Genomic DNA, 13,830 nt, shown 5'->3' with positions numbered 1-13,830 from the left:
TTGGTTGGATCGGTTGTGGGTTCAGTAAAGCGTCCGGGCCAGCTTTTCGGCGGCCCGATCGAGATCGCCGGCATCGCTTCGTCCGACGACCGCATAGGCCACCTCGCCGATCTGGAAGTAGGCGGATGAGATATCGCCCGAGGGGGCGGCCGTCGGCTTCACCACGTCGAAGGTGCCTGGCCTGATGGCAAACAGCGAGACCAGCCCGAGGTCCTTCGTTTCGACCGCCATCTCGACGGTTGGCCCGAAGCGCGACGGATAGACCTGGACGTCGCGTATCCTCCAGTCGTCCGGCAGCACAGGCATGACGATCGCGGTCGCGGCGCGGATTTCATCGGCATTGTAGCCCGGCGCTTCCTGCTGCGACGGCATCGTCTCGCGCACCAGGGTCGTCCGATGCGCACTCACCGCTTCCTCGACATAGGCGGGCGGCTGCGTCGAGGCGACCACCTTTGTCACCATGATCGGTCCGAAGATGCCGTTGGCAAGCCAGCCCGCCGCCACCAGCACAGCCGCCGCTGCAGCCCGTTGCAGCAGGGAAAGGACACGCCCCCTGGCGAGCGCCCTTTCCAGCCGCCGCGCCGCCTCGGTCGTTGCCGGGCGCGCCGTTGCGCCTGGTCCGGCCAGCGCCACGCGCAACTCGTCACGCGTCCTGAGATCGGACATCACCCGCGCAGCCACCTCGGGTCGGGCGGACAGGAATGCTTCGACCTCGATGCGGCGAGCAACCTCGAGCTGATCGTCGACGTAAGCGTCGAGATCGGCATCGGTCACGGGATCGACGATAGCGGTCATGATTCACCTCCCACGATCCTCAAGTGATTTTTGCCGCGCGCCCGAGCGCCCTCTTCCATCTCGCGCAGCGCCGCACGCGCGCGGCCGATGCGCGACATCAAGGTCCCAAGCGGCACGCCGCTGACCTCGGCCGCCTCGGCGTAGCTCACCCCTTCGATGGCGACGAGATGCAGCGCGGAGCGTTGCTCTTCAGGGAGCGACAGGAAGGCTTCCCGCACCTGCGACAGGCGCACCGAATGGTCCTGCGATGCAGGCGCGCTGGTATCGGCGACATGTCCGGCCTGCTCGATGCGCGCAGCTTCCGACCGGCGCGAGCGCATGCGGTCGATGAAGATGTTGTGCACGATCGCGAGCAGCCAGGCGCGCAGGTTGCCGCCCGAGCGAAAGGTCCCGCGCCGCTCGTAAGCGCGCACCAGCGCATCGTGCACGAGATCCTCGGCATCGGCGCTGTCGCGCGTCAGCGAGCGCGCATAGCGCCGCAGCGATCCCAACTGCCCGACGATATCGAAGCGTGCCATCGACCGTTCCATTCCCTGTTTACGGAGCATGTGGGGACTTTAATCCCTGCCCGCCGTTTCTTTTGCGATCCGGCGGGCGTCGTGTTGCGTCGGCGAGCGGGCATCCGGACGAAACTGCTGGCGAAGCGCGGCCGATTTGCGTATCACTCCCCCGCCATTGGAGCCTGATCGATGTTCGAAAGCCTGCAGCCCGCGCCCGCCGACAAGATCCTGGCCTTGATCGGCCTCTACCGCGCCGACACGCGCCCGGGCAAGGTCGACCTTGGCGTCGGCGTCTACAAGGATCGGGACGGCAGGACGCCGGTGATGCGCGCCGTGCGCGAGGCCGAGAAGCGGCTGCTCGCCACCCAGGACACCAAGACCTATCTCGGCCTTGCCGGCGATACCGGCTTCAACGCCGCGATGATCAAGCTTGCCTTCGGCGACAAGGCCGACCTTTCGCGCATCCGTGCCGCGCAGGCGCCGGGCGGATCGGGCGCGCTCAGGCTGGTGGCCGAGCTTTTGCAGCGCACACGCCCCGGCGCGACGGTCTGGCTCTCCAATCCAACGTGGCCGAACCATCTGCCGGTGATGCGCGCCGCCGGCCTTGAGGTCCGCGACTATCCGTATTTCGACGCCGCTTCCGGCACAGTCCGCTTCGACGACATGCTGGCGGCGCTCAAGACGGCCAACAGCGGCGATGTCGTGCTGCTGCACGGCTGCTGCCACAACCCGACCGGCGCCAACCTCGATGCCGCCCAGTGGGCCAAGGTTGCCGACGTCCTGCTGGATCGCGGCCTGCTGCCCTTCGTCGACATCGCTTATCAGGGTTTTGGCGAAGGCCTCGATGCCGATGCCGCCGGGCTGCGGCTGCTCGCCGGCAAGGTTCCGGAGATGGTGGTCGCCTCGAGCTGCTCCAAGAATTTTGCCGTCTATCGCGACCGCGTCGGCGCAGCGATGATCATGGCCAAGGACGGCGCGCAGGCGGACGTGGCGACGAGCCAGATGCTGGCGGCGGCCCGCGCGCTCTATTCGATGCCGCCGGACCATGGCGCGGCAGCCGTGCGCATGGTGCTGGAAGACGCCGACCTGAAGAAGGACTGGGAGACGGAGCTCGAGGAGATGCGGCTGCGGATGCTCAGGCTACGCGTCGCTTTCGCCGAAGCGTTGCGCCGGCAGTCCAACTCCGACCGCTTCGATTTCGTCGCCAGCCACCGCGGCATGTTTTCCCGCCTGGGGCTGACGGAAGCACAGGTCGAGCGCCTGCGCACCGAGCACGCGGTCTACATGGTGGGTGACAGCCGCATCAACGTGGCCGGCCTGCCCGAAGACGGCATGGACGACCTCGCCAAGGCGATCGTCTCGGTGCTCGACTGAAGCCTCGGCAACTGTGGACAACCGGCTTTCGCCAGCCCGCGGCATTGGTCGCTCGCCAAGCTGCGCGTTAGGATTCGCCGCATGAAACCCTCCAAGGACATTTCCCGGCTGGTCGAGATCATGGCGGCGCTCAGGGCGCCGAAGACCGGCTGTCCGTGGGACATCGAGCAAAATTTTTCCACCATCGCGCCCTACACGATCGAGGAAGCTTACGAGGTCGCCGACGCCATCGCGCGCGGTGATCTCGACGATCTGCGCGAGGAACTGGGCGACCTGCTGCTGCAGGTCGTCTACCACGCGCAGATGGCGGAAGAGGCCGGCGAGTTCGCGTTCGGCGACGTCATCGAGGCCATCACCACCAAGATGATCCGTCGCCACCCGCATGTCTTCGGCGACGAGAAGGCGCGCAGCGCCGGCATGGCCAAGGGCATGTGGGAGAAGATCAAGGCGGCGGAGAAGGCCGGCAAGCGCAACGCCCGCATCGCGCGCGGCCTTGACCCGGAAGATCACGGCAAGGGTTATCTCGACAGCGTGCCGGTTGCGCTCCCTGCCCTGACCCGCGCGCTCAAGCTGCAGGAGAAGGCTGCGCGCGTCGGCTTCGACTGGAGCGAGGCGGCGCCGATCCTCGACAAGATAGAGGAAGAGATCGGCGAGTTGCGCGAGGCGCTCGCAGGAGGCGACGCGGCACCGATCAAGGACGAGTTCGGCGACTTGCTGTTTGCCGTCGTCAATCTTGGCCGCCATTTGAAGCTCGATGCCGAAGCCGCGCTCAGCGGCACCAACGAGAAATTCCGTTCCCGATTCCACTATGTCGAGCGGGCGCTCGAGGCCAAGGACAGTTCGCTGGAAGAAGCGACGCTGGACGAGATGGAAGCGCTTTGGCAGCAGGCAAAAAGCGCAAAATAAGCAACGGGTTATCCGCCGTTCCTGCGGTTCAGCCTGCTCTCTATCTCCTGTCTGGCGCTGTGTGTCGCCGTCAGGGAGAGGGTGACGCTGCCGTCCTCATTGTCGGTCCGCGAAACGACATCGCCATTGCGGTAGAGCCAGTCGACCTGGCCGAGCTGGGCCGGATTTAGCGTCACGGTCATGGTCTCGAGCTCGCCTGACACCCTGGTCTCAATGAGCGCCCTCAGCGCGTCGATCCCCTCGCCCGTCGCCGCCGATATCGCGATTGGCGGCGCCTTGCCGCCGACGCTCCCGGCAAGCAGACGTTCGCGATTGCCTTCGTCGAGCAGATCGATCTTGTTCCACACCTCGATCACGCGACCGGTGTCGGCGGCATCGACGCCGAGGTCGCCAAGGATGCGCTCGACATCTTCGGCTTGCGCGGCCGTGTCGGGATCGGAAATGTCTCGCAGATGCAGCACGAGATCGGCCTCGACGACTTCTTCCAGCGTCGCACGGAACGCCGCGACCAGATGCGTCGGCAGGTCGGAGATGAAGCCCACCGTATCCGACAGGATGATCGGTGTGCCATGCAGCAGCCGCACCCGGCGCAATGTCGGGTCAAGCGTGGCAAACAGCATGTCCTCGGCCAGCACCCCTGCACCGGTCATCCGGTTGAACAGCGTCGACTTTCCGGCATTGGTGTAGCCAACGATCGCCACAACCGGGAATGGCACCTTCTTGCGCTTGGCACGATGCAGGTCGCGGGTGCGGCGAACCGTTTCCAGCTCATGCTTCAGCTTGGTGATCTTGTCCTGAAGGATGCGGCGGTCCGATTCGATCTGCGTTTCGCCGGGGCCGCCGAGGAACCCGGCGCCGCCGCGCTGCCGTTCGAGGTGGGTCCAGCTCCGCACCAAGCGGCCCTTCTGGTAGTTGAGATGCGCCAGCTCGACCTGGAGGGTGCCTTCCTTGGTCCTGGCGCGCTCGCCGAAGATTTCCAGAATCAGCCCGGTGCGGTCGAGCACCTTGGCGTTCAGCTCTTTCTCGAGATTGCGCTGCTGCACCGGCGTCAGCGGATGGTCGACGATGACCAGCTCCGCCTTGCGCTCCTTCACGATGTCGGCGAACTCCGCCACCTTGCCGCTGCCGAGCAGCGTTGCCGGGCGCGGATCGGCGACCGTCACCACCGCCGTGTGGACCGGATTGAGATCGATGGCGCTGGCAAGCCCGACAGCTTCGTCGTGGCGGGCATCCGCCGAGCGGCTCAGCCGCGGCCTGCTCGAATCATCGTCGCGCGACTGGCGCGTAAGCACAGGCACAATGACAACCGCCCGGGTCGGATCCTTGGCTTCCGGCCCGAGTTGATGCCCCTGTTTTCCGCGAACGCTGCGGTCCGCGTCCTTTTCACGTGCCAATCAGGCGCCCTGGCTTTCCTCGCCATCGAACATCTGAACCGGCTGGCTCGGCATGATCGTGGAAATGGCGTGCTTGTAGACGAGCTGGGAATGCCCGTCGCGCCGCAACAACACACAGAAATTGTCGAACGAAGTGACGACGCCTGTCAGCTTCACACCGTTGATGAGGAAGATGGTGAGTGGATTTTTGCTCTTGCGAACTGAATTCAGGAACAGGTCCTGAAGGTTTTGCGATCGTTCCGCCATTGTTTTTGTCTTTCGCCGATCCCCTTCGGTCTACGAGCCAATGCGCCAAATTACGCGGCACCTGTCAAGCGCGCAAACCCCCTCTTGCCGCCTAAACGACAAGCAGAACGAGATAGTTGAGGTTCATTCCACCTTTGCGGTTATCAGGCCGGACTTTTTTCCGCAATGTCAAAAAAGGCCTGCCGCAACGAAAGTGTCATAGAACCAGGGTGGCCATTTGCGATCGGCGCACCGTCGATTTCAACCACCGGCATGGCGATCGTGGTCGCCGAACTGATGAAAGCCTCGCGCGCCGCCTTGGCCTCGGCGACCGAAAACCCGCGCTCCTCGATCTTCAAACCGAGCTTGGCGGCGACATCGAACAGCGTCGTGCGGGTGATGCCGCGCAGGATGCCGTGCTCGGCCGGCCGCGTCACCAGAACGCCGTCGCCGGTGATGATCCATGCGTTGGAAGAGCCGCCTTCCTTGACCGTGCCATCCGCGTCGACGAACCAGGCCTCCTGGGCACCCGCTTCCTTGGCCTTCTGCTTGGCGAGCACATTGGGCAAAAGGCCGGTGCTCTTGATGTCGACGCGGTCCCAGCGATTCTCGGGCACGGTGATCACCTTGATGCCGGTTTCGACCCGCTTGGCCGCCGCGGCGGGATCTGCCTTCCTGGCGGTTATCACCAAAGACGACCGGGTGCCGTCTACCGGAAAGACGAATTCGCGGCTGGCGACGCCGCGCGTCACCTGGACATAGACCAGACCGTTCACGACATGATTGCGCCGCACCACCTCGCGGACCAGCAGCGGCAGCACACCCTCCGTGACGGGCCAGGCGATCGACAATTCCTTCAGGGAGCGCTTGAGCCGGGCGAGATGGCGCGGCATGTCGACGATATAGCCGCGCGCCACCTCGCAGACTTCATAGACGCCGTCGGCGAACTGGTAGCCGCGATCCTCGATATGGACGCAGGCTTCAGCGTGGGCGACGTAGCGCCCGTTGACATAGGCAATACGGGGCATGGAACACCTCAGGGAAATGTCCGGCTTTCTTAGGCGATTCCACCGCTGCCGTAATGGACAATCGCGTGGGCCAATAGTCGCTGGGAGTTTACGCAGTTCCGGACGGAAAACCGCTGCGCACTTTTCCTGGAATTGCTTTTACACGCCCAGCGACTTCAGCTTGCGGTGCAGAGCGGACCGCTCCATGCCGATGAACTCGGCCGTCTTCGAGATGTTGCCGCCGAAGCGGTTGATCTGTGCGATCAGATAGTCCTTCTCGAACTGCTCGCGCGCCTCGCGCAGCGGCAGCGCCATGATGTGCTGGTCCGACTGGTTCGGCGTGCGGGGCATGACGTCGCCGATCTCGGAAGGCAGGAGGTCGGCGGTGATCGGCGCGTCGGCGTCGCCGCCGCGCGCCAGGATCATCAGCCGCTCGACATTGTTGCGGAGCTGACGAACGTTCCCCGGCCAGTTGTGCGCCTGCAGCACGGCCAAAGCGTCGTCGCCGATGCGGCGCGGCCTGATGCCGGCCTGGCGCGCGATCTGCTTCATGAAATTGTCGACGAGATAAGGAATATCCTCACGCCGCTCGGCGAGACCCGGCACCATGACCGGAACCACCGCCAGGCGATGATAGAGGTCCTCGCGGAAGCGGCCGTCAGCGATCATCGCCTCCAGGTTTTGCGCGGTCGAGGAGATGATGCGGACATCGACCTTGACGCGCTTGGTGCCCCCTACCCGCTCGAACTGCTGTTCGACCAGCACGCGCAGGATCTTGTTCTGCGTCTCGCGCGGCATGTCGGCCACTTCATCGATGTAGAGGATGCCGCGATGCGCCTCCTCCAGCGCCCCGACCTTGCGCTCGGTGCCGTTCGATTCGGTGCCGAACAGCTCGATCTCCATGCGCTCCGGCGTGATGGTTGCGGCGCTCAGCGTCACGAACGGTCCCGTCTTGCGCGCCGAGAGCGCATGGATGGCGCGCGCCGTCAGTTCCTTGCCCGAGCCGGAAGGGCCGACGATCATGACGCGGCTGTTGGTCGGCGCGACGCGCTCGATGGTCTGCCGCAACTGGCTCATCGCCGACGACATGCCGATCAGGTCGAAGGTTTCGCCGCTGCGCAGCTTGAGGTCGGAGACCTCGCGCCGCAATTTGGAGGTCTCCAGCGCACGTTCGGCGACCAGGATGAGACGGTCGGCCTTGAACGGCTTCTCGATGAAATCATAGGCGCCGCGACGGATGGCCGACACCGCCGTTTCGATGTTGCCGTGGCCGGAGATCATCACCACCGGCATGTTCGGATGCATCGTCTTGATCTCGTCGAGCAGCGCCAGACCATCGAGGCGCGAGCCCTGCAGCCAGATATCGAGGAAAATCAGCCGCGGCGCGCGATCGGCGATCGCCGCCAGCGCGCTGTCGGCATCGTGTGCCGTGCGGGTTTCGTGACCTTCGTCGCTCAGGATACCGGCGACGAGTTCGCGGATGTCTTCCTCGTCATCGACGATGAGAATGTCAGACGCCATTACCGACCTTTTCAGTTTCTCGTTCGTGTTCGTCGCGGCCCTCGCCGCGTGGCGGCGCGGCAACGACCGCCGCCGACGGCAGGATGATCGAGATCATCGCGCCCCGGCCGCCGTGGAAATCCGGCGGCGCGTCGTGCAATTCGAGCCGGCCGCCATGGTCCTCCACGATCTTCTTGACGATAGCGAGGCCAAGGCCGGTGCCTTTTTCGCGCGTCGTCATGTAGGGCTCGAGTAGCCTCTGTCGATTCTCGCGCGGCAGCCCTTTGCCGTTGTCGATAACGTCGATTCTTATGGCGCCATCTTGGCGCCCGGCTTGAATCCGGATTGTGCCGTCGGAACGGTCTTTCGCATCAAGTCCGTCGATGGCTTCAGCGGCGTTCTTGATGACGTTGCCGAAGGCCTGCGCCATCAGGCGGCTGTCGAACGTGCCCTTGAGCGGCTCGTTGCCGAAATCGCGCTGGAAAGCAATGTCGGAGCGGCTGACTTCCACGAGGAACGACGCCTCGCGCAGCGATTCGCGCAGATCGATGACTTTCATCTCCGGCTTCGGCATGCGGGCGAAGGCCGAGAATTCGTCGACCATGCGGCCAATATCCTCGACCTGGCGGATGATGGTGTCGGTACACTGGTCGAAGACCTCGCGGTCCTCGGTGATGACCTTGCCGTAACGGCGCTTGATGCGCTCGGCCGAAAGCTGGATCGGCGTCAGCGGATTCTTGATCTCGTGGGCGATGCGCCGTGCCACATCGGCCCAGGCCGACGAGCGCTGCGCCTGCACCAGATCGGTGATGTCGTCGACGGTGACGACATAGGATTTCTCTTCCGAGCCGTCGTCTCCGGCCTCGATGGTGATCTGGACATTGAAGGTCCGCTCCATGCCGGTGCGGAAGAAAGTCACCTGCTCGCGATAGACCGGCTTGCCGGACTGGCGCCCGATCTCGAACACGCGGCCGACATGCGGCAAGATCGCCGACAGGTTCTGTCCGAGCGCGGCGCTTGCCGAGATCGCGAGCATCGTTTCGGCCGAGCGGTTGACGATGGTGACGATGCCATAAGGATCGACGCCAATGACGCCGGCGGTGACGCCCGCCAGCACCGCCTCGGAGAAGCGCCGCCGCTCGTCGATCAGGTCCTTGGCGGACAGCAGCTCGTTGCGCTGCGATTTAAGCTCGAGGATCATGTTGTTGAAGGTTTCACCGAGCGAAGCGACGTCGCCGTCGGACTGGCGCACGGGGACGGCTACGTCGAGATTGCCGGTCGCCACCTCGTCGGCCGCGCCGATCAGCTGGCGGATCGGCCGCACCAGACGGTCGGCGACCGCAATGCCGGTCCAGATCGCCGACAGGATGATGATCAGCGTCAGCGACAGATATGGCAGCGCGAAGGCCACCTGGGAGGTGCGGCGGTTGTCCTCGAGATTGCGGTATTCGTCGGTGTTGGACCGGACGATCTGGCGCGCCCTGATCACCTCGGGGTCGACCAGTCGGATCGTATAGAGGTAAAGCCCCTCGATCTCGCGCAGCTTGACGATTGCGCCCATGATGTTGCGCGTGCGCGGCTCGATCAGCACAGGCTTGCCGTCGGCGGCAGTGTCGACCGCGCCCGGTGGCGGCCCGGGCATGGCGAAATCGGCGTCGGTCTTGGCGCTCATCACGAAGGAGCCGTCGGGCTTGATCAGCGCCGCGTGCGCCAGACCACGGCCAACCGCTTCCTTGTTCATGAGATCGAGGAAGCCGGTGCGGTCGAGGCCATAGAGCGTGCGCGAGGCGTCGAGGTCATAGGCCATCGACAAGGTCGTGCCCTGCAGGTTGCGCGCGTTTTCCTGGACATAGGCGTCGGCGATCGACAGCGACGAATTGACGATGGTCTTAGTGCGGATCTCGAACCAGCGGTCGAGGCCGATATCGAGAGTGATCGAGGCGATGATCGCCACCATGATCGCCGGAATGGCTGCGACAAGCGCGAACATGGCGACGATGCGCACGTGCAGCCGCGAGGCAGCCCTGCCGTGCCGTCGCGCCATGACGATGCGACGCACCTCGCGAGCGACCAGCGCGATCAGGAACAGGACGAAGACGGCGTTGAGCGCGATCAGCGCCCAGGTCGTGTTTGCATTGGGCGCAATCGGCGTCGCGCCGACCAGAATGGCAAACGAGATCGCCGCCGTGATCATAGCGCCAACGATCGCGACCACGCCGGGCAGCGCCAGCAGCCGGCGGCCGTCGTGAACGCCGACCCGGCTGAAAAGCGGTTGGTTCAATGTTGGAGCCTCAGCAGCCATAGCGCCGTCTAGAGTCGGTCATTGCGTCGGATGTATGCAACGCATTGTGGCGATTATGCAACAAGTGTGGCCGGGACGGAAATCTTTCCCCGGCTCATTCCCGAAAAACAAGGCGCGCTAGATCTGCCTGGCGGACTTGTAGACGTTGACGCCGAGCTCGCGGATCTTCTTGCGCAGCGTGTTTCGGTTAAGGCCGAGCAGCTCGGCCGCCTTGATCTGGTTGCCGCGCGTCGCCGTCATCGAGGCCAGCACCAGCGGATACTCGACCTCGGCAAGGATGCGCTGATAGAGCCCCGACGGCGGTAATTCGCCAGCGAAAGAAGCAAAATAGCGCTGCAGGAAATGTTCGACCGCCTGGCTGATCGACAGATCGTCGGGGATGAGCGGCCCGACGCCCGGCACCACAGGCCTTTCGCCGGTCTTGAGCTCGGTCTCGATGATCTCGGCTGAAATCTCGTCCTGCGAATAAAGCGCGGCCAGCCTGCGCACCAGGTTTTCCAGCTCGCGCACATTGCCGGGCCAGGGGTAGCGCTTCATCAGCTCGATGCCACCCGCCGAAATGCGCTTGGTCTGCAGGCCCTCGCTGGCGCCCTGCTTGAAGAAGTGCCTGACCAGGTCCGGAACGTCCTCGGAGCGCTCGCGCAGCGCCGGCAGCCTCAGCGGCACGACGTTCAGGCGGTAGAACAGGTCTTCGCGGAAAAGGCCCTGGTTGATCAGGGTCCGCAAGTCTTTGTTGGTGGCCGCGACGATGCGCACGTCGGTCTTGATCGGGGTGCGGCCGCCGACTGTCGTGTATTCGCCCTGCTGCAGCACGCGCAGCAGGCGCGTCTGCGCCTCCATCGGCATGTCGCCGATCTCGTCGAGGAACAGCGTGCCGCCTTCCGCCTGCTCGAAGCGGCCGGTCGAGCGGTTCTGGGCGCCGGTGAAGGCGCCCTTCTCATGGCCGAACAGCTCCGATTCGATGAGGTCGCGCGGGATCGCCGCCATGTTGATCGCCACGAAGGGCCCGCCGCGGCGGCGGCCATATTCATGCAGTGCGCGCGCCACCAGTTCCTTGCCGGTGCCGGACTCGCCGCTGATCATCACCGTCAAGTCGGTCTGCATCATGCGGGCCAGCATGCGGTAGATGTCCTGCATGGCGGCCGAACGGCCGACCAAGGGCATTGTTTCCGGCTGCTCATCGGCGCGCGAATCGAGCTTCGGCCGCTTCGGCTCCGACAGCGCCCGGTTGACGATGTTGAGCAGCTCGGTGAGGTCGAAGGGCTTCGGCAGATATTCATAGGCGCCGGTCTCAGAGGCGCGGATAGCGGTCATGAAGGTGTTCTGCGCGCTCATGACGATGACCGGCAGTTCCGGCCGCGCCTTCTTGATGCGCGGCAGCATGTCGAAAGCGTTTTCGTCCGGCATCACCACGTCGGTGATGACGAGATCGCCTTCGCCCGCCGCTACCCAGCGCCACAGAGTTGAGGCATTCGAAGTCACGCGAACCTCGTGCCCCACGCGCGACAGCGCCTGGTTGAGCACGGTGCGTATGGCCGCATCGTCGTCGGCGACGAGAATATTGCCGCGAACGGTCATTTGCGGTCTCCTTCAGTTTCGTCGCCGGCGCCGGGCGAAGTCTCCTTCCAGGCCGGCATCAGGACGCGGAACGTGGTTCCGCGCGACGTCGAATCGCATTCGATGATGCCGCCGTGCTCACCGACGATCTTCGCGACCAGCGCCAGCCCAAGGCCCGAGCCGTTCGGCTTGGTGGTGATGAACGGATCGAACAGGATCGGCAGGATGTCCTCGGACACGCCGGGGCCGTTGTCGTGCACGCAGAATTCCAGCGGCAGCGAGACACGGTCCTGCGTCCCGGGCACGGAAACGCGGATGCCCGGCCGGAATGCCGTCGACAGCACGATCTCGCCCTGCGGGTCGGCGCCGATCGCCTCGGCAGCGTTCTTCACCAGATTGAGGAACACCTGGATGAGCTGGTCGCGGTTGGCAAAGACCGGAGGAAGCGATGGATCATATTCCTCCAAAATCTTGATCCGCTTGGCAAAACCGTTCTTGGCGATCGCCTTCACATGGTCGAGCACGACATGGATGTTGACGGGAAAGCGCTCGATCGGCCGTTCGTCGGAAAATACCTCCATGCGGTCGACCAGCGACACGATCCGGTCGGTTTCGTCGGTGATCAACCGGGTGAGCGCGCGGTCCTCGTCGGATGCCGAAAGCTCCAGCAACTGGGCGGCGCCGCGGATACCGGAGAGCGGGTTCTTGATCTCGTGCGCCAGCATGGCGGCGAGGCCCGTGACCGAGCGCGCGGCACCGCGATGCGTCATCTGGCGGTCGATCTTGTCGGCCATCGACCGTTCCTGGAACATCACCACGACCGAGCCCGGAAACTCGGGCACCGGCGCGACATAGAGGTCAACCATCTTCTCGATGCCGAGGCGCGGCGACGAGACATCGACGCGGTACTCGTTGACCGGCGCGCGGCGCTCGCGGACCTGATCCACCAGCGTCAGCAGCGGGCTGCCGAACGGCACCAGCTTGGACAGCGTGTTGCGGGCAAGCATGGTCGCGCTGGAGCGGAAGAAATCCTCGGCATCCGCATTGGCGAAGGTGATGAATCCTTCGGGATCGACCATGATCACCGGGCGGCGGATGGTGTTCAACACGATGTTGGCGGCATCCGCCATGTCGGTCACCTGTGAGACAGAGCCCTTCATGCCGCGCTCCGCAATTCAGGCGCGCCTTCGGCGAACGCGTGGCGCAGCCCGGTGATGACTTCAGCCGGCTCGAACGAGGTGAGGATATGCTTGCGCTGCTCCGCCGACGCCCCGGCCGCGTGCCGGTCCAGATACCAGCCGAGATGTTTGCGCGCCTGGCGCAGACCGCTTTCGATGCCGTAGAGCGAGAGCATGTCCTCGTAATGGGAAACGACGTAGTCCGCGAGCGCTTGCGGCCTTTCGGGGATGCCCGGCGCAGACATGCCAGCGGCGCCCGCTGCGATGCTGCCTGCGATCCACGGCGCGCCGTAATGGGCGCGGCCGATCATCACCGCGTCGGCGCCGGACTGTTCGAGGATCGTTGCCGCCTCCGCGAGTGAACCGACATCGCCATTGGCAACCACCGGAATCGAAACCGCCTGCTTGACGCGCGCGATCGCGCGCCAGTCGGCCTTGCCCTGATAGAACTGGCAGCGCGTGCGGCCATGCACCGTCACCATGCGTACGCCGGCCTGCTCGGCGCGGCGTGCCAGCATCGGGGCGTTCAGCGCGCTTTCATCCCAGCCGAGCCGCATCTTGACCGTCACCGGCACCGAAACGGCGCCGACCACCGCTTCGATCAGGGACAGCGCGTGGTCGAGATCGCGCATCAGCGCCGAGCCGGCATAGCCGCCCGTTACCTTCTTGGCCGGGCAGCCCATGTTGATGTCGATGATGTCTGCGCCCTCGCCCGCTGCGATTCTCGCGCCTTCGGCCATGTGCGCGGCCTCGCGGCCGGCAAGCTGTACCATATGGACCGGCAGGCCGGAGTGACGGATGCGCAGGTCGCACCCAGCCCTGCCCTTGGCCAGTTCGCCGCTTGCCACCATCTCCGACACGACGAGCCCGGCGCCATGCGCATGGGTGCGCTGGCGGAATGGCTCGTCGGTGATGCCCGACATCGGCGCAAGGAACACGCGGTTGCGAATCCTTACGCCGCCGACATCGAGCGGCGAAGCCAATGTGGTCAATTCATGCATGCACAAAAACCAAGCATGTTCGATTGCTGCACATTCTGTAGCCAGATACAAGCCATTGTGCAACGCGCAATGACGTCACATTAAGGCGCAT

12 protein-coding genes are annotated in these 13,830 nt (G+C 64.7%); 2 read left to right on the top strand and 10 right to left on the bottom strand.

Annotation, left to right across the window (positions count from 1 at the left end; translation table 11 throughout):
* Positions 1-21 precede the first annotated feature (21 nt).
* Both EN853_RS04805 and EN853_RS04800 read right to left on the bottom strand, forming a co-directional pair.
* A complete protein-coding gene (locus tag EN853_RS04805; protein ID WP_127858152.1) occupies positions 22-795 on the bottom strand; it encodes an anti-sigma factor in 774 nt (257 codons plus the stop codon).
* Positions 792-1,313, bottom strand: coding sequence for a sigma-70 family RNA polymerase sigma factor (locus EN853_RS04800; protein ID WP_245516819.1), 522 nt, complete (start codon positions 1,311-1,313; stop codon positions 792-794). Before EN853_RS04800 ends, EN853_RS04805 begins: the two co-directional genes overlap by 4 nt.
* A gap of 171 nt (positions 1,314-1,484) precedes the next feature.
* On the opposite strand from EN853_RS04800, the gene EN853_RS04795 reads away from it, so the two are divergent.
* Both EN853_RS04795 and mazG read left to right on the top strand, forming a co-directional pair.
* Positions 1,485-2,669 (top strand): amino acid aminotransferase, encoded by a 1,185-nt coding sequence (locus tag EN853_RS04795; RefSeq protein WP_127858154.1) that lies wholly within the window; start codon positions 1,485-1,487, stop codon positions 2,667-2,669.
* 81 nt (positions 2,670-2,750) lie between these two features.
* Positions 2,751-3,575, top strand: coding sequence for a nucleoside triphosphate pyrophosphohydrolase (mazG, locus tag EN853_RS04790; protein ID WP_127858155.1), 825 nt, complete (start codon positions 2,751-2,753; stop codon positions 3,573-3,575).
* A gap of 8 nt (positions 3,576-3,583) precedes the next feature.
* Here mazG and hflX read toward each other — a convergent pair whose 3' ends face one another.
* The 8 genes from hflX to dusB all read right to left on the bottom strand — a co-directional run bounded on the left by hflX (position 3,584) and on the right by dusB (position 13,739).
* A complete protein-coding gene (gene hflX / locus EN853_RS04785; protein ID WP_127858156.1) occupies positions 3,584-4,969 on the bottom strand; it encodes a GTPase HflX in 1,386 nt (461 codons plus the stop codon).
* Complete coding sequence (hfq, locus tag EN853_RS04780; protein WP_006202172.1) at positions 4,970-5,215, bottom strand: RNA chaperone Hfq; 246 nt, start codon at positions 5,213-5,215, stop codon at positions 4,970-4,972.
* Between the two features lie 143 nt (positions 5,216-5,358).
* Positions 5,359-6,222, bottom strand: a complete 864-nt coding sequence (locus tag EN853_RS04775; RefSeq protein ID WP_127858157.1) for a D-amino-acid transaminase — start codon at positions 6,220-6,222, stop codon at positions 5,359-5,361.
* Between the two features lie 138 nt (positions 6,223-6,360).
* Positions 6,361-7,722: a sigma-54 dependent transcriptional regulator gene (locus tag EN853_RS04770; RefSeq protein ID WP_127858158.1), complete on the bottom strand. Its 1,362-nt coding sequence runs from the start codon at positions 7,720-7,722 to the stop codon at positions 6,361-6,363.
* Positions 7,712-10,003 (bottom strand): PAS domain-containing sensor histidine kinase, encoded by a 2,292-nt coding sequence (locus EN853_RS04765; protein ID WP_127858159.1) that lies wholly within the window; start codon positions 10,001-10,003, stop codon positions 7,712-7,714. The genes EN853_RS04770 and EN853_RS04765 overlap by 11 nt, the downstream gene beginning before the upstream one ends.
* 117 nt (positions 10,004-10,120) lie before the next feature.
* A complete protein-coding gene (gene ntrC, locus EN853_RS04760; RefSeq protein WP_127858160.1) occupies positions 10,121-11,581 on the bottom strand; it encodes a nitrogen regulation protein NR(I) in 1,461 nt (486 codons plus the stop codon).
* Positions 11,578-12,720, bottom strand: a complete 1,143-nt coding sequence (locus EN853_RS04755; protein WP_127858161.1) for a nitrogen regulation protein NR(II) — start codon at positions 12,718-12,720, stop codon at positions 11,578-11,580. The genes ntrC and EN853_RS04755 overlap by 4 nt, the downstream gene beginning before the upstream one ends.
* Positions 12,717-13,739, bottom strand: coding sequence for a tRNA dihydrouridine synthase DusB (gene dusB, locus EN853_RS04750; protein ID WP_127858162.1), 1,023 nt, complete (start codon positions 13,737-13,739; stop codon positions 12,717-12,719). The genes EN853_RS04755 and dusB overlap by 4 nt, the downstream gene beginning before the upstream one ends.
* Between the last annotated feature and the right edge of the window lie 91 nt (positions 13,740-13,830).

Source organism: Mesorhizobium sp. M1C.F.Ca.ET.210.01.1.1, from assembly GCF_004791585.1.
In the GTDB taxonomy this organism is placed as follows: domain Bacteria; phylum Pseudomonadota; class Alphaproteobacteria; order Rhizobiales; family Rhizobiaceae; genus Mesorhizobium.
The sequence above is the reverse complement of the archived record's forward strand: the minus strand, read 5'-3'. Positions and strand labels throughout refer to the sequence as shown.